The organism is Arthrobacter sp. LjRoot14, from assembly GCF_964253905.1.
In the GTDB taxonomy this organism is placed as follows: domain Bacteria; phylum Actinomycetota; class Actinomycetes; order Actinomycetales; family Micrococcaceae; genus Arthrobacter.
Map to the genome: position 1 here is coordinate 2,404,502 of NZ_CAXURL020000001.1, position 19,046 is coordinate 2,423,547.

Annotated in this window: 19 protein-coding genes; 13 read left to right on the plus strand and 6 right to left on the minus strand. The window is 66.1% G+C overall.

Translation table 11 applies throughout. The features are described 5' to 3' along the window. Nucleotides 1-34 precede the first annotated feature (34 nt). Entirely contained in the window at nucleotides 35-1,417 is a 1,383-nt protein-coding gene (locus ACSQ12_RS10690) for an MBL fold metallo-hydrolase RNA specificity domain-containing protein (protein WP_436065392.1), read from the plus strand. Beyond that, nucleotides 1,414-2,745: an erythromycin esterase family protein gene (locus ACSQ12_RS10695; protein ID WP_436065393.1), complete on the plus strand. Its 1,332-nt coding sequence runs from the start codon at nucleotides 1,414-1,416 to the stop codon at nucleotides 2,743-2,745. Before ACSQ12_RS10690 ends, ACSQ12_RS10695 begins: the two co-directional genes overlap by 4 nt. Here the strand turns inward: ACSQ12_RS10695 and ACSQ12_RS10700 are convergent. Further along, nucleotides 2,691-3,395: a hypothetical protein gene (locus ACSQ12_RS10700; protein WP_436065394.1), complete on the minus strand. Its 705-nt coding sequence runs from the start codon at nucleotides 3,393-3,395 to the stop codon at nucleotides 2,691-2,693. The genes ACSQ12_RS10695 and ACSQ12_RS10700 overlap by 55 nt on opposite strands. A gap of 143 nt (nucleotides 3,396-3,538) precedes the next feature. Here ACSQ12_RS10700 and ACSQ12_RS10705 point away from each other — a divergent pair, with 143 nt between their 5' ends. Next, entirely contained in the window at nucleotides 3,539-4,408 is an 870-nt protein-coding gene (locus ACSQ12_RS10705; protein ID WP_209744909.1) for a universal stress protein, read from the plus strand. Between the two features lie 108 nt (nucleotides 4,409-4,516). Here the strand turns inward: ACSQ12_RS10705 and ACSQ12_RS10710 are convergent, their stop codons facing one another. From ACSQ12_RS10710 to ACSQ12_RS10725, 4 genes are all read right to left on the minus strand, one after another. Further along, complete coding sequence (locus tag ACSQ12_RS10710) at nucleotides 4,517-5,320, minus strand: maleylpyruvate isomerase family mycothiol-dependent enzyme (RefSeq protein WP_436065395.1); 804 nt, start codon at nucleotides 5,318-5,320, stop codon at nucleotides 4,517-4,519. Continuing rightward, nucleotides 5,320-6,162, minus strand: coding sequence for a fumarylacetoacetate hydrolase family protein (locus tag ACSQ12_RS10715; protein ID WP_436065396.1), 843 nt, complete (start codon nucleotides 6,160-6,162; stop codon nucleotides 5,320-5,322). Before ACSQ12_RS10715 ends, ACSQ12_RS10710 begins: the two co-directional genes overlap by 1 nt. Continuing rightward, nucleotides 6,162-7,292, minus strand: a complete 1,131-nt coding sequence (locus ACSQ12_RS10720) for a cupin domain-containing protein (protein ID WP_436065397.1) — start codon at nucleotides 7,290-7,292, stop codon at nucleotides 6,162-6,164. Before ACSQ12_RS10720 ends, ACSQ12_RS10715 begins: the two co-directional genes overlap by 1 nt. Before the next feature lie 140 nt (nucleotides 7,293-7,432). After that, nucleotides 7,433-8,266: an IclR family transcriptional regulator gene (locus tag ACSQ12_RS10725; RefSeq protein WP_436065398.1), complete on the minus strand. Its 834-nt coding sequence runs from the start codon at nucleotides 8,264-8,266 to the stop codon at nucleotides 7,433-7,435. 48 nt (nucleotides 8,267-8,314) lie between these two features. On the opposite strand from ACSQ12_RS10725, the gene ACSQ12_RS10730 reads away from it, so the two are divergent. The 9 genes from ACSQ12_RS10730 (at nucleotide 8,315) to ACSQ12_RS10770 (ending at nucleotide 15,705) form a co-directional block, all read left to right on the plus strand. Then, nucleotides 8,315-9,637, plus strand: a complete 1,323-nt coding sequence (locus tag ACSQ12_RS10730; RefSeq protein WP_436065399.1) for an MFS transporter — start codon at nucleotides 8,315-8,317, stop codon at nucleotides 9,635-9,637. After that, on the plus strand, nucleotides 9,630-10,880 hold the full coding sequence (locus ACSQ12_RS10735; protein ID WP_436065400.1) for an FAD-dependent oxidoreductase: 1,251 nt from the start codon (nucleotides 9,630-9,632) through the stop codon (nucleotides 10,878-10,880). Before ACSQ12_RS10730 ends, ACSQ12_RS10735 begins: the two co-directional genes overlap by 8 nt. A 146-nt stretch (nucleotides 10,881-11,026) precedes the next feature. After that, nucleotides 11,027-11,521 (plus strand): HAD domain-containing protein, encoded by a 495-nt coding sequence (locus ACSQ12_RS10740; protein ID WP_436065401.1) that lies wholly within the window; start codon nucleotides 11,027-11,029, stop codon nucleotides 11,519-11,521. Between the two features lie 171 nt (nucleotides 11,522-11,692). Beyond that, on the plus strand, nucleotides 11,693-12,901 hold the full coding sequence (locus ACSQ12_RS10745; protein WP_436065402.1) for an anion permease: 1,209 nt from the start codon (nucleotides 11,693-11,695) through the stop codon (nucleotides 12,899-12,901). Further along, nucleotides 12,902-13,123, plus strand: coding sequence for a hypothetical protein (locus tag ACSQ12_RS10750; RefSeq protein WP_011691904.1), 222 nt, complete (start codon nucleotides 12,902-12,904; stop codon nucleotides 13,121-13,123). A gap of 247 nt (nucleotides 13,124-13,370) precedes the next feature. Next, the gene (locus tag ACSQ12_RS10755; RefSeq protein ID WP_436065403.1) at nucleotides 13,371-13,499 is read left to right on the plus strand and encodes a hypothetical protein; all 129 of its coding nucleotides are present in this window, start codon (nucleotides 13,371-13,373) and stop codon (nucleotides 13,497-13,499) included. 19 nt (nucleotides 13,500-13,518) lie between these two features. Further along, nucleotides 13,519-14,283 (plus strand): hypothetical protein, encoded by a 765-nt coding sequence (locus tag ACSQ12_RS10760; RefSeq protein ID WP_436065404.1) that lies wholly within the window; start codon nucleotides 13,519-13,521, stop codon nucleotides 14,281-14,283. Continuing rightward, nucleotides 14,280-15,149 carry a hypothetical protein gene (locus tag ACSQ12_RS10765; protein WP_436065405.1) on the plus strand — a complete coding sequence of 290 codons (870 nt, stop codon included), beginning with the start codon at nucleotides 14,280-14,282 and terminating at the stop codon, nucleotides 15,147-15,149. Before ACSQ12_RS10760 ends, ACSQ12_RS10765 begins: the two co-directional genes overlap by 4 nt. A 13-nt stretch (nucleotides 15,150-15,162) precedes the next feature. Then, nucleotides 15,163-15,705 (plus strand): dihydrofolate reductase family protein, encoded by a 543-nt coding sequence (locus ACSQ12_RS10770; RefSeq protein ID WP_436065406.1) that lies wholly within the window; start codon nucleotides 15,163-15,165, stop codon nucleotides 15,703-15,705. Between the two features lie 4 nt (nucleotides 15,706-15,709). On the opposite strand, the gene ACSQ12_RS10775 is transcribed toward ACSQ12_RS10770, so the two are convergent. Then, nucleotides 15,710-16,174 (minus strand): hotdog fold thioesterase, encoded by a 465-nt coding sequence (locus tag ACSQ12_RS10775; protein ID WP_436065407.1) that lies wholly within the window; start codon nucleotides 16,172-16,174, stop codon nucleotides 15,710-15,712. A gap of 211 nt (nucleotides 16,175-16,385) precedes the next feature. Here ACSQ12_RS10775 and polA point away from each other — a divergent pair, with 211 nt between their 5' ends. Continuing rightward, on the plus strand, nucleotides 16,386-19,028 hold the full coding sequence (polA, locus tag ACSQ12_RS10780; protein WP_436066980.1) for a DNA polymerase I: 2,643 nt from the start codon (nucleotides 16,386-16,388) through the stop codon (nucleotides 19,026-19,028). The last annotated feature ends 18 nt before the right edge of the window (nucleotides 19,029-19,046 follow it).

The following is a 19,046-nucleotide window of genomic DNA, read 5'->3' on the forward strand; positions in this document are numbered from 1 at the left end:
ACGGGCACGCTGCGCGACGGGAGCAGGGAGCATTATGAAACACCGACACCCGCAACTCCGGTTCCTCGGAGCCACGGACAGCGTGACCGGTTCCCGGTACCTGGTTGAGGCAGCCGGGAAACGCATCCTCGTGGACTGCGGGCTGTTCCAGGGCTACAAGGTGCTCCGAGACCGCAACCGGATCCCCTTCCACGTCAGGCCGGACTCCATTGACGCCGTCCTTCTGACCCATGCGCATCTAGATCACACCGGCTACGTACCCGCCCTGGTCCGGGACGGCTACAGCGGGCCGGTGTACGCCACGGAGGGCACCACCGAACTGTGCACCCTGCTCCTGCCGGACAGCGGGCACTTGCAGGAAGAAGAAGCCAAGTACGCCTACGAGCACGGGTCGTCCAGGCACAGCCCGCCGGTTCCGCTCTACACGGCTGCGGACGCGGTCCGCTCGCTCGACAGCTTCCGGGAACAGGGCTTCGACACCCCGCTGGAGCTCGGCGGGGGCATCACCGCGACGTTCCTGCCTGCCGGCCACATCCTGGGCGCAGCCCAGATCAGGCTCGACGTGGGCCAGCATTCCGTCCATTTCACCGGCGACCTGGGACGCAACGATGATCCGTTGATGTTTCCGCCCCGGGGACTCGGCGCCACTGACATACTCGTCACCGAATCCACCTACGGAAACCGCAAGCATTCGAGCCTGGATCCTGAACTGCAGCTGGGGGAGATCATCACCCGTGTGGCGAAGAAGAACGGCGTGATCATGATTGCGGCGTTCGCCGTCGGACGCGCGGAGACACTGATGCTGCACCTGTCCCGGCTCCGCAGCAAAAACGCTATTCCGGACATCCCCGTGTATCTGAACAGCCCCATGGCCATTGACGCGTCCGGCATGTACCAGCGGCATCCGGATGAGCACCGGCTCAAGCAGCGGGAGTACGAGGACATGTACAAAGTGGCCAAGATGACCCGGACGGTGGACGACTCGAAGCTGCTCAACCTCCGCGGGGGACCAATGGTGATTATTTCCGCAAGCGGGATGCTCACCGGAGGCAGGATCCTGCACCACATCGCCGAATACGGACCCGATCCGAAAAACGCCATCATCCTCAGCGGGTACCAGGCCGGCGGAACCCGCGGCGCCGCGCTCGCCGCCGGCGAACGGCAACTTCGCATCTACGGCGAGGACGTGCGCATCCGGGCCGAAGTGATCCAGATGGAAAGCCTGTCCGCGCATGCGGACTCCGACGGGCTGATCGAGTGGATGAGGGCCGCCGGACGGGAGCCCCGGATGACCTACATCACCCATGGCGAACCGGAGGCGTCCGATGCGCTCCGGATCCGCATCAAGCGCGAACTCGGCTGGCGGGTGCGTGTTCCGGAATACCTTGAAGCCATCTCGCTCGAGGACCCGACATGACCAACGGAAACCGTGCCGTCCTGAGCATGCTGGACGAGATCCGCACCCTGGCCAGGCCCCTCAGCGGACTCCGGGACCTTGACCGGCTGGTCCACAGGGCCGGTGCCGGACGCTTTGTGGCCATCGGTGAAGCATCCCACGGCACCCACGAGTACTACACCATGCGTGCGCGCCTGAGCATGCGGCTGATCGAAGAACAGGGATACAGCTGGATCGGAGTGGAAGGCGACTGGCCGGACTGCTGGCGGATCAACCGCTGGGTCCGGGGACAAAGCGGGCAGGATACGGGCGTGCACACCATGCTTGCCGGGTTCGGTCGTTGGCCCACCTGGATGTGGGCAAACGAGGAAGTGGCAGGTTTCCTTGACTGGCTGCGCGGCTGGAACCTGGAGCGTCCGATGGAGGAGCGGGTTGGCTTCTACGGCCTGGACGTCTACTCGCTGTGGGATTCCCTGCGGGAGATCATCGGCTGGCTCGAGGAAAACGAGCCCGACGCCGTTCCCGCTGCCATGCGGGCGTGGCAGTGTTTCCTTCCGCATCACGAAGACCCGCACGAGTACGCCTGGAGCACCCGGCTGGTCCCCGAATCGTGCGAGGCTGATGTGGTTGCACTGCTGACCGAGGTGCGGAACCGGACACTTGCGCTGCGGGACCACGAACCGCGCGTCGCGAGCGACGAGGCTTTCGACGCGGTCCAGAACGCTGTGGTTGCCGCCAACGCCGAGCACTACTACCGGATCATGGTGCAGGGGAGCCGCGAGTCCTGGAACGTCCGGGACCGCCACATGGCGGACACTGTGGACCGGTTGAGTGCGCATCTGGGCCCGGCGTCCAAAGGGATCATCTGGGAGCACAACACCCATGTGGGCGATGCCCGGGCCACGGACATGGCGCGGGACGGGCTGGTGAACGTGGGCCAGTTGCTCCGCGAGCGCCACGGTTCCGAAGGCGTGACCCTGATAGGTTTCGGTTCCTACCAGGGAACTGTGATGGCTGCGGACGCCTGGGGCTCCCCGGAGCGGGTGCTCACTGTGCCGGAGGCCCGGACCGGCAGCCACGAGGACCTGCTGCACAGGGCACTGGGCGCACCGGCACTGTTGGAATTCGGCAAGGACAGGTCCGGGCCGTGGCTGTCAGCCTGGTTGGGTCACCGGGCCATCGGGGTTGTCTACCGCCCGGCACGGGAATCCGGAAACTATGTTCCCACCCGGATGGGAGGGCGCTATGACGCCCTCATCTGGATGGAGCAGACCTCGGCGCTTCGTCCGCTCCATCACGAGGCGCCGCCAAGTGAGCCGGAGTTCGAAACCGAGCCCACCGGCTTCTGAGCTGCCGCTGGAAAGCGAAGCAGCCGTTTCATCACCAGGCCGGTTACCAGTGCCATGCCGGCGGCCATCAGGATGGCGGCGGCAACGCCGATGGCGATCACCGTCGTCGGCGGCTGTCCCGGCTGCCACAGCGGAGGTGCGACGGCGAAGAAGAGTCCCAGCCCCACGCACCATGCCATTGCGTTCCCGGCCACCCACCGTCCGCTGTGCGCGAGGTGCCGGCGGAGTTCCGGCCATTGCGCCAGCCCGATCGAACACAGCAGCAGCAGGGCGCCGGGAACCGCGACGGCGAGCTGCAGGGCAGGCGGCCAGGGCTGCCATTGATCGGCGAAAGTACCGGGGCTGAGCCCCAGGAGCCAGGCGATTGCCGCGCCGGCGGCGGTGCGGATGGTCCACCGGGTCACGCTGAGGCCGGGAAGCCGGCTTCGGAGCACGTGCGCCTGGGCGAGCCCCAGGACTGTGCCTTCGACGACGCCGGCCGCCACCAGCCAGGCCATCCCGCCGGCGGTGTCCGGAATGATTACGAAGACTGCGACGACGGCGGGAGCCAGGAATCCTGCACTCTCACCGAGGGTGACCCACAGGAACCAGCGGCGGAGGAACGGTTGGGGCCGCGAGGGGGCGGCGGTGCCGGCCCTGGTCTGCTCCATGGGCCCGACGCTACGCGCGGCACCGGCACCGGGTGAGGGGCTTAAGGCCCTAACCCCTGTGTCTGCCGCCGGAGCACACTGAAGGTGTCAGCGGCCTCCGGCGTGCTGATCCGAAAACGCGATGGAGAAGAGCAGGATTCAGAATGAGCAAACCAATCGTCGTCGGCATCAACGGCTCCACCGGAAGCGAGGCCGCAATGTCGTGGTCGCTCCACCGGGCAGCCAGGCTCAAGCTTCCGGTGATCGCCGTCCATGCGGTGGATGACCGGTGGATGTCGCCGGACTTCCAGTACCACGAACTGATCAGGGAATCAGGCATGGAGCTGCTGAGGCAGGTGCAGGAGGATGCTGCCAAGAAGGAACCCGACGTGGCCGTCGACGTGCAGTTGCGCCACGGCAGCGCGGGCGCCGCGCTCAGGGAAATGTCCAAAGACGCCGCCATGGTGGTCATCGGATCACACCACCGTCATTGGGCCGACGGAGGACCCATGACGGACCGGGCCCTTCAGGTCGTTACTGCGTCGGACAGCCCGGTGGCGGTAATTCCGCAGGATCAGGGGCCGGAAGGCCGCGGCGTGGTGGTGGGTGTGGACGGTTCGGAGGAGTCCCTGCAGGCTGTTGCATTCGCCGCAGCGGAAGCAGACCGCGAGGGCGATGAGTTGACGGCCGTACTGGCTTTCCGGCGCCCCGCCCGCTGGGTGCAGAGCGGGATGCCTGCCAGCGGGCTGGCGGAAGTCATTGAGGAAGAGGACAAGATTGTGCTCGCGGAATCGGTGGCCGGGCTGCGGGATAAGTACCCCGACCTGGTGGTGAATCAGGTACTGGACAAGGACACCGATCCGGCCAAGGCCCTGGTCGAGGCCGCCGCGAATGCGCGCCTCCTGGTCATCGGCAGCCGCGGACGCGGGGGATTCAGCCGCCTTGTCCTTGGCTCAACGGCCCACGCGGTCCTGCTGCGTGTTCCGTGCCCCACGGTGGTCACCAGGGTCCACAAGGTCAAGCACGAGGAATAGCGGGCACCGTCAGCACATGGTTATGGCCCCCTCCGCGGAGGGGGCCATAACCATGTGCGGGAGCCGCCGTCGTGCTTCACGCCCGCTGCGGGCGCCAGGCCTTGAGTGCTAGATCCACTGTGGTGCTGCGGGCACTTCAGGCAGGTCAGCGTCCGACGCCGGTGCAGCGGCGTCCGCTGCTGTCCCGGCTGGTGCTGCGGTGCTCGTCGCTGTCACGCCATCGGTGCGGCGGCCGGTGGCCCATTGGGTGATGGCAGCGAGCGGGCCGGACACCACTGTTGGTGTTTGGGCGCTGGTGTCGCCGAAGGTCATGACGGCCGGCTGGTCGGTGACTTTCACCAGTAGTCCGGTGTCGGTGCCTCGGGTGTGCCAGGCACTGGTGATGTCCGCCAGCAGGCGTGCCAGGACCGGGGCGGGGATGTCGTTGAAGGTTGCGCCGTTGTCGAGGTCCACGGCGTGGACCCAGACTTCGCGGGTCCGCATCCACACGGTTTCCTCGGCCGGGACGATCCTGCCCTGGGCTGTTGTGACTTTGTGGCGCCAGGCTTCTGCCGGGAGGTCCCGCCATTCGACGTTCAGGTGTACCGCGGAGTGGTCGAAGAGGTGCCGCAACGCGATCGGCGGCAGCGTGGCGCCGAGGCTGATTTCGTGGTCCCGGACCGACGTGGAGGCGTACATGGGCGTCTCCACGCCGGTGGCAGCCCACTCGATGAGCCGCGCGATGGCCCGCGCGTTGTAGCCGATGTGGGCCGTGACGTGCCTCCGGGTCCAGCCCGGCAGCAGCGAGTCCCCGTCAAGGTCCGCGTCGGAGAGCTCGTTGAGCTTGCGGGCGAAGAACGCCGTGCCCCGCCGTGCCTGCAGCAAACCCTCGAGCAGGACCGGGTCCGTGGTCTGGTCGTGGCGGGCAACCATCAGGCTTCCTTGACCACGCGGTTGCTCAGCTGGCCCAGGCCCTCGATGGTGGTGACCAGGATCTGGCCTTCCTGCAGGTAGCGCTTGGGATCCTGGGCGTGGCCCACCCCTCCCGGGGTGCCGGTCGCGATCACATCTCCCGGGTTCAGCGTGATGATCGTGGAGATGTAGGAGACCAGGAATTCCGGGGTGAACACGAGGTCCCCGGTCGGGGTGCTCTGCTGGATCTCACCGTCCACGGCCGAGGTCATCAGGGGACCTGCGGTGAATTCATCCTGCGTGACCAGGGCGGGGCCGAACGGGGTGGAGTTCTCCCAGGTCTTGCCCTGGAGCCACTGGATGGTGCGGAACTGGTAGTCGCGCATGGACACATCGTTCAGCACCGAGTACCCGGCGATGTGGTCCTTGGCGTCGGCTTCGCTGATCCGGCGGCCCTTCTTACCGATCACCACGGCGAGTTCGGCTTCCCAGTCCACGGTGTCCGATTCCTGCGGCAGGGCCAGGTCATCGTTGGGGCCGATCAGGGATTCCTGGTACTTGGCGAACAGGGTGGGGTACTCCGGGATTTCCCGGCCCATTTCCTTGATGTGGTTGCGGTAGTTGTGGCCCACGCAGATGATCTTCCCCGGAAAAGGGACCACCGGGGCGAGGTCCGCGCCCTCGAGCGGATGCGTCGCGCCGTTCGCGGCCTTAGCTTTTTCTTCCCAGGCGGAGTCTTTCAGGAGTTCCCCGACGTCGGAGAACCCGTCGATTTCGGTCAGGGTGGTCCCGTCCTGGCGGACAGCCACAGTGTCTCGGCCGGTGCCGGTGCCGTTGGAGGTGCGGAGGGTGAGGAGTCTCATTACTTGGTGCGTCCTTCGATGTAGGTGCGGTTGAAGTTCAGGCGTTCGAAAATGGGGGCGTCGCTGAACCGGAACAGATCAAACCCGCTCTCGGCCTGCAGGGACCAGGCAGCCCAGGACGGGACGACGAACAGGTCGCCCTTCGCCAGGGTCCGGGTCTCGCCGTTCAGGACCACGGAGCCGGTCCCTTCGAAGACCTGCCAGACGCTGGAGCCGACCTCCCGCACGGTCTCGGTGGTGGCGCCGGGCCGGAGGCGGTGGAATTCGGCCCGGATGGTGGGCATCACGTCCCCGCCGGTGGTGGGGTTCGTGTAGCGGACAGCGGCGTGGCCCTGGGACACGGTGGCCGGGTGGCCCTCGTCCTCGAGCAAAAGCTGCTCGGCCAGGGCCCGGTCGGTGCATTCCCAGCGGTACGCGGCGATGGGGGAGCTGGTGGTGTCATCCAGGCCCGAGAGCGGGCGCAGGCCCGGGTGGGCCCAGAGCCGCTCGGAGCGGGAGATGTCCGGGGTGGCCTCGTCGGTGACGCGCTCGGTGCCGAACTCGAAGAACCCGGCATCGGCGTAGTGCACGAACGGGATGTCCAGGCCGTCGATCCATGCCATCGGCTCATCGGTGTCGTTGTGGTGGCCGTGGAAGTTCCAGCCCGGGGTCAGCAGGAAGTCCCCGCGGGACATCCGCACCGGATCCCCGTTCACCACCGTCCACACACCCTCGCCCTCAACCACGAAGCGGAAGGCGTTCTGCGAGTGGCGGTGCTCCGGAGCGGTCTCGCGGGCACCCAGGTACTGGATCGCCGCCCACAACGTCGGGGTGGCATACGGGGTACCGGCCAGTCCGGGGTTGGCCAGGGCAATCGCACGGCGTTCCCCGCCCCGGCCCACCGGCACCAGGTCACCGGCGCGGGCCGCCAGCGGATACAAGTCGCTCCAGCGCCACACGTGGGGCACCGCCTTCGGGGACGGGACCATCGGCATCAAATCACCGATCTCAGTCCACAAAGGGATCAGGTTCTCCCGGTCAAAATCCCGGTACAGCTCCTTGAGCTGGGCAGCTTCTTCAGGCGTCGGCTCCGGAGCAGTGTGCCCCGCGGCCACTGATTCATGAGTCGTGTTCTCGGCGCTGATGGACACGTGGGCCTCCTCGGTAGGTCAGAACAGTTCTTGGCGTAGTTCGACTCTACGGATGCTGCCATGTGACCCCCAACATATTCTGCTGGTCAGAATTATTCGACCAGTTCATCGGCGGGGCCGCGGGACGCCTGGCCCGGCGTTCAGTCCGGCTCGGCCGGATTTGCCGCGATGTCGATCTCCAGCTGCCGGCAGGTTTCCCGCAGGGCAGGCACCAGTCCGGCATCGAACACCCTGCGGAAGCGGGTCGCGGGAGTGGCCACGCTGAGCGCCCCCACCACCTTCCCGTGCCTGTTGTGCAGGGCCATCCCGAGGGCACTCACACCCTCCTCGGTGCCTTCGAAATTGGCGGCGAAACCGTTGTTGCGGATCGACTCCAGCTCGCGCAGGAACGCCGGGTACTCCTCAGCGGGGATGGTGTCCCCGCCGATCTCGGCGTTGTTGCTGCGGAAGAGCTGGTCGATCATGGGAAGCTCCAGTTCGGCGAGCATGGCCTTGCCTCCGGAGGTTTTGTTGGCAGGCATCACCGTCCCCTGCCGGTCACCGACTCGCAAAACATTGTTTCCCTCCACAGTGGCCAGGAACCGTATTTTCGTCCCCACCCGCACCATGAGGTTGACGGTCTCGTTCAGCTGCGCGGAGAGCAGTTCCATATGCGGCTGGGCGAGCGAGCGGAGCAGCCTGGTCCAGCTCAGCCCTGCCGGACCCACGCCCATTGCCGGGCCGGGCACGTAGCGCCGGGTTTCATCCTGCACGGCGAAGCCCCGGTAGACCAGCATCGCCAGCAGGCGGTGGGCAGTGGACGGGGCCACGCCCAGCTCCTCGGCGGCGTCCTTGAGGCGCAGGGCGCCGCCGTCACGGAGCAGCTGCAGGAGCTGCAGCGCGTTGTCCACGGCCTCGATGGAATAGGTGGGCCGCTTCTGCACGGGCTTCCGCGCTGATTTGGACACCGGCTTGGAGCTGGGCTGTTTCTGCACATCAGAATTATATTGTGGTTCACCGCGCGCAGCTAAGACAGTAGTGGCATGAATCACACAACTTCCGCTGCAGCGCCGCACCGGTCTTTCCCCGGGGTTACCGCCCCCACTTCCGCTGACGGGCCTGCATCGCGGTTCTCCAAAGCATCGGCCGCGGCCGTCCTCGTCTGCTGGCTTTTGGTGGTCTTCGATGGCTACGACCTGATCGTCTACGGCACTGTCCAGTCTTCGCTGATCTCCGAGACCGGCTGGGGCCTGAACAAAGCCACCGCCGGGACCATCGGCTCCATGGCCTTCCTCGGCATGATGATCGGCGCGATCTTCGCCGGCCGGATGGCCGACTCGTGGGGTCGCCGCCGCACCATCCTGGGTTGCGCCGTCGTGTTCTCGATCTTCACGGCCCTCTGTGCCTTCGCCCCCAACGCTGCCGTCTTTGGCGGACTGCGGCTCCTCGCCGGTATCGGGCTCGGCGGACTGGTGCCCTCGGCGAATGCCCTGGTTGCCGAGCTGGTCCCCACCAAGTGGCGGTCCACCATCGCCACGCTGATGATGTCCGGTGTTCCGATCGGCGGATCCATCGCCGCCCTGGTCGGCATCCAACTGATCCCCGCCTTCGGCTGGCAGGCCATGTTCCTTGTGGCCGTACTTGCCCTGGTGATCGTGGTGCCGCTGGGACTGAAATACCTCCCGGAGACACTGGCCCCGGTCCGGGCCGCAGGCAGTGCCAGTGCGGTCAAGGAACCGTCCGGCTTCTCCTCCCTGCTCCGCGCCCCGTACCTGGGCGTCAGCATTCTGTTCGCCCTGGCGACAATCGCCACCCTGTTCGCCTGGTACGGGCTGGGTACCTGGCTGCCCAACCTCATGCAGCTGGCGGGGTACAACCTCGGTTCCGCCCTGACCTTCGCACTGGCCCTCAACCTGGGTGCGGTGGCCGGTTCGGTCATCACGGCCTGGGCCGGGACCCGCTTCGGTCCGGTGCCGACGGCGATCGCCGCTGCCGCCGTCGCCGCCGTCGCGCTGGTGGTCCTCATCACCGGGCCGTCTGTCACTGTCGTCTACCTCATGCTGGTCCTTGCCGGCGTCGGCACCCACGGCACCCAGTGCCTCATCATCGCCGCCGTCGCGAGCCACTATCCCGGACACCTGCGGGGGACCGCGCTGGGCTGGGCACTGGGGACGGGCCGCATCGGCGCCGTCGTCGCGCCCCAGGTGGGCGGACTCCTGCTGGCTGCCGGACTGGGCGTCAATTCGAATTTCCTCGCCTTCGCCGGTGCAGGTGCCATCGCAGCGGTCCTGCTGGCCGCCGTCGGCCTCAAACTCAAGTCGAAACTCTCAATCTCACCTTCATCAACAGGAGTAAGCAATGTCTGAGCACGCCACGTCCACCGATGTCCTCGTCATCGGAGGGGGAATGGCCGGACTGGCCGGAGCCCTCGCGCTGCGCGAAAACGGCGCCGACGTCACCCTCGTAGAACGCGCACCCGAGTTCGGCGAGGTGGGTGCGGGGCTGCAGATGGCCCCCAACGCCTCCCGCGTCCTCCGCCGCTGGGGCCTGCTGGAGAAGGCCCTCGAAATCGGGGTCCAGCCCAAGCACCTGGTCTTCCGCGACGCCATCACCGGCGAGGAGCTCACCCGCCAGACCCTCGGCGCGGAATTCGAGGAACGCTACGGCGCGCCCTTCGTCGTGATCCACCGCAGCGACCTGCACCGGGTCCTCCTCGAAGGCTGTGAGGCCGCCGGCGTCAAGCTCGTCAACGACGTCATGGTCGAAAGCGTCGAAACCGTGAACGGCCGCGGTGTCGCCCACACCGCAGCCGGCGTTGACTACGAGGCCGACGTCGTGATCGGCGCCGACGGCCTCCGGTCCACGCTCCGCCCGCTCGTGGCCAACGACGAACCCGTCTCCTCGGCCTACGTCGCCTACCGCGGCACCGTGCCGATCACCGGGAACACGCCCAAGGCTGACCTTGAAGACGTCATCGTCTACCTCGGACCGGACTGCCACCTGGTGCAGTACCCGCTGCGCAAGGGCGAACTGCTGAACACCGTGGCCGTTTTCAAGTCGCCGTCCTTCGAGGCCGGCGACGAACAGTACGGTGGAGTGGACGAGCTCGAGGCAGCCTACAAGGACTGCGTCCCGGCCGTTCAGGAAGCGCTGAAGAACCTGGCCACCGGCATCCGCTGGCCCATGTACGACCGCGACCCGATCGAGAACTGGGTTGCCGGCCGGATGGTGCTCATGGGCGACGCCGCGCACCCGATGCTCCAGTACCTCGCGCAGGGCGCCTGCCAGGCCCTCGAGGACGCAGCCGTGCTGCAGGATGTCAGCGTCGGCACCGTCTTCACCGCGGACGGTGTCAACCCGGAAGCCTGGGATGGCGCCATCAAGGAGTTCAACAACATCCGCGCCGGCCGCACCGCCCGGGTCCAGCGCACCGCCCGTGTGTGGGGCGAGTCCTGGCATGTCTCCGGACTGGCCCGGACCCTGCGCAATTTGCTCTTCAAGAGCCGGAAGGACAACGACTTCCAGTACAACGACTGGCTGTACGGCCAGGCCGGCGACGGAATTCCTGCGGCCGTCCGTATGGAGACCGTGGTGAAAGTCCCCGCCTGATCCTCCGCCCCAGGCATAGCGCTGCACCCTGAAAAGTGCCGGACACGCTTCCGTGTCCGGCACTTTTCGTGCAGCACGGTGTGTTGCCGGCCCTCCTGCCCCTCGGTAACGTTTTGAGTGGGGCTCCCGGAGGAAAGGATGCCGCCGTGAGGAATGTCTCCCTCTACCTGGACGTGGACGGCGTGATCTGCCCGTTCGGTGCCTCAGGAAACACGGACTGGGGGAGCCGCTGGCGGACGTCCGATGCCGGACTCCTCGAAGTGACGTACGCCGGTGAACTTGTGGAATCCCTCAACTCGCTGTCCACAACACCCGGCGTTCGCTGCGTCTGGCTCACCAGCTGGGAGGAGATGGCGCCGGAATATCTGTGCCCCGCCATCGGCCTTGCCGGGCGGAAATGGCCTGTCCTTGCCAGTGATGGGCTGGGCGGAGGCGACGGCTGGTGGAAGCTGCGGGCCCTGCAACGCGACATCGAGGCGTGCGCTCCGGACCGTGCTGTGTGGATTGACGACCAACTCGATTACGAAGCCGAGGCCCGTGCATGGGCGTCCATCCTCAGTGGGCGCCTGCTGTTGATTTCACCGCATCCAAGGCGGGGCTTGTCCCCGGTTGAACTGGACGCAGTCCGTGCATTCCTTTGACCGCCCGGTGTTTTGTCCTCAGGGCGTTGACGCGTACGATCGTTAGGGTTTCAAGCCCCTTCCGAACAACACCGCGTTAATTGCCGGCAGATGCCGTGTGAATTTTGCGTGCGGCCGGGGGCAACGGGGAAGTGGAACTGCTGACCGTCGACTCTGCAGATTGGGCAACAGGTGGAAATCACCTTCATGGTGGCGCTGGTTATAGCGCTGGCACTTTTTTTCGACTTCACCAATGGATTTCATGACACCGCCAACGCGATGGCTACGCCCATTGCCACCGGTGCCATCAAACCGAAGACGGCAGTTGCCCTGGCAGCGGTCCTGAACCTTGTCGGAGCGTTCCTCTCCACGGAAGTGGCCAAGACGGTTTCCGGCGGCATCATCAAGGAAGGTGCAGACGGAATCCAGATCACGCCGGACATTATCTTTGCCGGCCTGATGGGCGCCATCCTCTGGAACATGATCACGTGGCTGAAGGGCCTGCCGTCGAGTTCGTCGCACGCCCTCTTCGGCGGCCTGATCGGCGCCGCGATCGCCGGCATCGGCATCCATTCGGTGAACTTCGAATCCCTGCTGCAAAAGGTCATCCTTCCCGCTATCTTTGCCCCGGTGATCGCCGGCGGAGTGGCCTACGTCTGTACCCGCCTGGCCTACGCGCTAACGTCCCGGCACGATCCCGAGACCGGCAGCAAGCTCACGCAGAAGCGCGGCGGTTTCCGGACCGGCCAGATCTTCACATCCAGCCTGGTGGCCCTGGCACACGGGACCAACGATGCCCAGAAGACCATGGGCATCATCACCCTGGTGCTCATCTCCGCCGGAACGCAGGCGCCCGGCTCCGGCCCGCAGTTCTGGGTCATTGCAGCCTGTGCGTTCGCGATTGCCATCGGGACCTATGCCGGCGGCTGGCGGATCATCCGCACCATGGGCTCGGGCCTTACCGACGTCAAGCCCGCCCAGGGCTTCGCAGCTGAAGCCAGCACGGCCTCGGCCATCCTCGCTTCCTCCCACCTTGGCTTCGCACTGTCCACCACGCAGGTGGCTTCCGGATCCGTGATCGGCTCAGGGCTGGGCCGGAAGGGCACCTCGGTGCGCTGGGGCACGGCCGGGCGCATCGCCGTCGGCTGGCTTTTCACGCTTCCGGCCGCCGGGATCGTCGGCGCCCTGACGGCCCTGCTCGTCATGACCGGAACGGTGGGTGTAGTCATCGCCGCCGTTGCCGGGACCGGCGCCGTGCTGTTCATGTTCGTGCAGTCCCGCAAGTCCCATGTGGGCCACCACAATGCCGTGGAGGTCGAGGAAGCAGGCCAGGCCGTCCGCTTCCGCAAAAAGAAGGCAATGGCCGCCAGCCGCGCCAACAAGCTGAAGGGTGGCAATTAAATGAAATGGTTGGAATTGGTGCAGGTGGCCGGTGCCACGCTCCTTGCCGCCGTGACGGTAGTGGTCCTTTACTCCATCGGCGTCCGTTTCACCGCCATCGCCGGTGATCCCGAGCAGGCCACGCCGCGGTGGATGAAATCACTCGCCTACGCCTGCTTCGGGCTGTGCGGCCTGGCGGTGCTGTTTGGTCTCTACCTGATCATTCCGTACTTCAGCAAGTAGCTCCCGGCAGTTACGCGTGGAGCTCACGGGACTGCTCTGGCGGATATGACCCAACGGGGGAATAGTTAACACTGTTTCAGCGTGTTTGGTCCGGCTCCGCGGCCGGCCGATGCCGGGAGCCATCCCGAAGGGTTTATCCAGGCCGGTTCCCCTGCCGGGGACCGCAAGCAGGTGGGTCTGTCATGCACAGTCAAACCGGAGCAGCAGCCCGGCTAGCAGCCGGACTCCCAGGTATTGCCGCGGCTTTGTGCCTGCTGGCCCTCTCGGGCGGATGCGCCTCTCCGCCATCCCCGCCACCGGAATCCGAGGCAAGTTCGACGACGGCGGGGCCACCAGCCGCCTCGGATCCCGCCTCCTCGTCCTCCGCCTCGAATGATCCGCCCACGGCTGCACCGTTGCCCGGTCCGGTTGACGGACCGCCTGTTGCCGGCGCCCCCGTCATCCGGTGGATCCCCGTTGGGCCGGCCGCACCCACCGATCCGCCCGAGGGGACGCTGTACGAGCTCCTGCGCAGCCGCGACTGTGCCGGCCTCCGTGAATCAACGCTGAACACGGCGTTTCCTGCCGTCTGGAAGGCCGCGGAAGCCACCTGCCAGGCACTGGCCACGGACCTGCCGGAGGACTGGCGGCAGGCACAATCCGCGCTGGCCGCGGTTCCCGGCCTGCCGGCAGAACGTTGCTGGGAAATCAAGGTCACGGAATCGCTGCATCAGGCAGTGGACCTGCGGACCGCCAACCCGGGGGCCCAGCTCGTGGTGAACGCAGCCACGGCAGGCGACGACTGCCCCCGCCGGGTGACAGGTCTGACGGTCCTCGATGGACCCTTTGCCGGCACGGCCACTCCATCCGTTCCTTCAGGCGGCGGAGCCCGGGTGCGGCTTCAGGGGTTCTTCGTGAACGTGGATAGAGTGCTGGTGGACGGCAATCCGGTTGACGTGGAAGGCCCGCAGTTCGGCCCCTTCGAGTTCTACGCCCCGCCGGCCGCATCGGGCGCGACGTCCGCCACCGTGACAGTGGCGGCAACACCCCCGGTGTCCGGTGAAGCCCTGCTCCGCTACGCTGAACCGACGCCGCCAGGCCCCACGCCAACCACACCGCCCACGTCACCGCCGGACACTTCCCCGCCGCCCTCCGGGACGTCGGCAGGACCGACGTCATGAGCGGCGAACCGGAGGCGGATCCCCGCTGGAAACGCGCTGTCGACATGCTGGCGGTCATCGGCCCGCCGTTGACCATCGCGACAGCTTTGCTGGTCTACTTCGGCTGGGCACGCACGGATGCCCAGGCGAAGGCCATGGGACTGGATGTGAGCCTCTTCGGCTTCACCGTTCAGGACTTTGTCCTCAGGAGCATCCCGTCTTTGTTCATCCCGCTGGTCTGGCTGCTGATTGTGGCTGCCGTCTGGCTTTCCGTGGACAGGTTCCTGGCCGGACGCCTCACCGCCGGCCGGGGTGCGGGCATCCGGAGGCTCGCCGCAGTGATCCTGGTTGCGGGACTGGGCTGCGCAGCCGCCATGTGGCTGGTAGTGATTCTCCAGCCGGAACGCACCGTGCTGTTCGTGCCATACATCATGGCCGGCGGCGTGCTCCTGGCGGCCTGGGGACTAAGTCTGTGGCGGCGGTCCGCGGAAGTACCCGGGCGCAGCCTGGCCGCACTCTCCCGCGGGTCCGAAAAGACGCTCATCTTCTGCCTGGTGACGCTGCTGCTCTTCTGGGGCACGTCCGACTATGCCCAGGCGCTGGGCCGGGGACTTGCCGTGAGCTACGAGCAGCGGTCCGCGCTCCTGCCCACCGCCGTTGTGTACAGCAAGGACCGGCTGGGCATCAGTGCGCCCAACGTCACCGAACAATCCAGCGGCACGGCGGAACATCCGGTGTACCAGTACAGCGGCCTCCGGCTGCTCGTGGTCAGCGGCGGACGCATCTTCCTGCTCAACGAGGGCTGGACGCTCCGGAGCGGCAAGGTGGTGGTGCTCCGCGATGATCCGGGCATGCGCGTGGAGTATGGGAACCCCGAGTCCAAATGACTAGGCTGGGGCCATGTCCAGACTCCAATATTTCGTGGCCTCATCCCTCGACGGATTCATCGCCACATCCGATGACAACCTGGCATGGCTCCTCCAGTTCGACGGGTTCGAAGGCGGCCGGGAAAGCTACGAAGCCTTCATGTCCGAGGTCGGCTGCATCGTTATGGGCGGGGACGCCTACGCCTGGCTGATGGAGCACGAGCCGGACAATTGGCCCTACCCTGACACGCCGTGCTGGGTCTTCACCCACCACGAACACTCTGCGCCCCGGGGAGCCGACATCACGTTCGTCCGCGGCGACGTCCGCGAATTCATGGACGATTTCAGAGCTGATGCAGGGGGCAAGAATGTCTGGCTGGTTGGCGGGGGAGAGCTCGCGGCCCAATTCGCCGACGCCGGCCTGCTGGACGAAATCATCGTGTCCATCATCCCGGTGGTCCTCGGTGCCGGAAAGCCTGTGTTGCCCGTCAGGACAGGGCCCACCCGGCCGCTGGAGCTGGCGGCGTCCAGCACGATGGGCCGGGGAATTGTCGAGCTGCGGTACCGGCTCGGCTGAAGCGTTAGGGTGCGATGTCCCGGATCAGGTTGGTGATGCGGGCGGTGGACAGCCGGCGGCCCTTCTCATCGGTGATCACGATCTCGTGCGTGGTCAGCGTGCGTCCCAGATGGATGGCGGTGCAGGTTCCCGTCACAGTGCCGGAGGCGATGGCGCGGTGATGGGTTGCCCCCACCTCGATGCCCACCGCCTGCCGTCCCGGGCCGGCGTGCATTCCCGCAGCGAATGAGCCGAGGGTCTCGGCCAGCACCACGTGGGCGCCGCCGTGCAGGATGCCGGCCACCTGCGTGTTGCCTTCCACAGGCATGGTTGCCACGGTTCGTTCGGGGCTCATTTCCTGGAAGTGGATGCCCATCTTCACCACCAGCGCGCCGACGCCGTATTCGCCGAGCCACTCATGCATTTCCTTCGGGATTCCGGCGGCTGCCAGTTCGTCAGCGAACGGCCCGGGCGTGAAATTGTCCATCATGGGAACTAGGCTGGCACCTGTGAGCGAAACTACCAAACCGGCCCTTGCCCCCTCCGCAGCAGACATCCTCCCGGCAGCTGAGTCCGAATCAGCGACTGCAGCCAAACCCGCCCGGAAAACCACACGCACCGCGGAGCCGGTTTCCGCCACCGAGGCACCCGTGATTCCCATCACCGACCAGCCCCGCCTCCTGGTGCTGGACGGGCATTCGATGGCCTTCCGGGCGTTCTTCGCGCTGCCCGCGGACAAGTTTTCCACCGCCGCGGGACAGCACACGAACGCGATCCACGGCTTTACGTCCATGCTCATCAACCTGATCAAGGAACAGAAGCCCACGCACGTCGCGGTGGCGTTCGACGTCTCGGACGAGACCACCCACCGGAAGGCCGAGTACAGCGAGTACAAGGGCGGCCGAAACGAAACACCCCGTGAGATGAGCGGCCAGATCGACCTCATTGACAAGGTCATGGGCGCGTGGGGCATCAAGACCATCAAGATGCCCGGCTACGAAGCGGATGACGTCCTGGCCACGCTCGCCGCCATGGGGGAAAAGGCGGGCTACGAAGTGCTGCTGGTGACGGGCGACCGCGACGCCTTCCAGCTGATTACGGACAACGTCTTTGTGCTCTACCCCAGGAAGGGCGTCAGTGACATTCCGCGGCTGGATGCCCCCGCCATCCAGGAAAAGTACTTTGTCAGCCCCGCCCAGTATTCAGACCTGGCCGCCCTGGTGGGCGAATCGGCGGACAACCTTCCCGGCGTGCCAGGCGTTGGTCCCAAGACGGCCGCCAAGTGGATCAACCTCTACGGCGGCCTGGAAGGCGTGCTGGAACACCTGGACAAGATCGGCGGGAAGGTAGGCGACTCGCTCCGCGAAAACGTGGACGCCGTGAAGCGGAACCGCCGGCTGAACAGGCTCCACACGGACCTGGAGCTTCCAGTGACCCTGGACGACCTTGCGGATCCCCGCCCGGACCAGGCTGCGCTGGAACAGCTGTTCGACGACCTTGAGTTCAAGACCATCCGCACCCGGCTCTTTGCCCTCTACGGCGCCGAAGACGTGGACCTCGCCGAGCGGGAGAGCCTCGACATCCCGGATTACAGCACACCCGCCGGAGCAGCTGAGCTGAGCGCATTCTTCGCCGCGGGCGCCGGTCAGCGGTCCGCCGTCGCCGTCGACCTCGTTCCCGGACGCATCGGCGAGGATGCCGCCGCGCTGGCAATCGTCCGGGACGGAGCCGCGGTATACATCGACCTTTCCGGCCAGGATGCCGAAGCCGAAAACGTCCTGGCGGCGTGGCTGCGCGACCCGGAAGCGCCCAAGGTGATGCACGGCTTCAAGGCCGCCCTCAAGGCCCTGAGCGCCCGCGGACTGGAACTGGAAGGCGTCGTCGACGACACGTCGATTTCCGGTTACCTCATCCAGCCCGACCGCCGCACCTACGAGCTGGCCGAGCTGGCGCAGCATCACCTCAACATTGAAATCTCCACCGCCGTTGCGAAGGCCGGACAGCTGGAACTGTCGTTCGACGGCGACGACTCCGCCGCCGCGGGTGAACTCGTCCACGCTGCCGCCGTCGTCCACGCCCTCAGCCACTACTTCGAAGCGGAACTGAAGGAGCGCAAGGCCGAAGAGCTGCTGTCCACGCTGGAACTTCCGGTGAGCCGGGTCCTGGCCGATATGGAACTCGCCGGAATCGCCATCGATATGCAGCGGATGGATGAGCAGCTGGCTGACCTTGCCAAGGTGATCGACAACGCCCAGGAACTTGCCTTCGCCGCCATCGGCCACGAGGTCAACCTCGGATCACCCAAACAGCTGCAGACTGTGCTCTTCGACGAACTCCAGCTGCCCAAGACGAAGAAGATCAAGTCCGGCTACACCACCGACGCCGCTTCGCTCAAGAACCTTCTGGAAAAGACCGGGCACGAATTCCTGGTCCAGCTGATGGCGCACCGGGAATCCTCGAAACTCCGCCAGATGCTGGAGTCGCTGAAGAAGTCCGTCACCGAGGACGGCCGCATCCACACCACCTACGCGCAGAACGTTGCAGCCACCGGCCGTATCTCGTCCAACAATCCCAACCTCCAGAACATCCCCATTAGGAGCGAAGAGGGCCGGCGGGTCCGTGGCATCTTTGTGGTCAGCGAGGGCTATGAATGTCTCCTTTCCGCGGACTATTCGCAGATCGAGATGCGGATCATGGCCCACCTCTCGGGGGACGCCGGCCTGATCCAGGCCTACCGGGACGGCGAAGACCTTCACCGGTTCGTGGGATCGAACATCTTCCACGTGCCCACCGACCAGGTCACGAGTGCCATGCGTTCCAAGGTCAAAGCGATGTCCTACGGCCTGGCCTACGGTCTGACCTCCTTCGGACTCTCCAAGCAGCTGGAAATTTCCGTTGACGAGGCCCGGACGCTGATGAAGGAATACTTCGACCGCTTCGGAGCCGTACGCGACTACCTCCGCGGCGTGGTGGACCAGGCCCGGATCGACGGCTACACGGCCACCATCGAGGGGCGCCGCCGTTACCTGCCGGACCTCACCAGCACCGACCGCCAGCTGCGCGAGAACGCGGAACGCATTGCGCTCAACTCACCCATCCAGGGTTCGGCGGCGGACATCATCAAGCGGGCCATGCTGGGCGTGCATGCTGAATTGAAGGCCCAGGGCCTCAAATCACGGATGCTCCTGCAGGTCCATGACGAACTGGTGCTTGAAGTTGCCGCCGGTGAACGGGAAGCAGTGGAAAAGCTTGTGACGGAGCAGATGGGCTCAGCCGCGGACCTCAGCGTGCCGCTGGAAGTCCAGATCGGCGTCGGGCCCAGCTGGTACGACGCCGGCCACTAAGTAGTCTCAATGCATGCA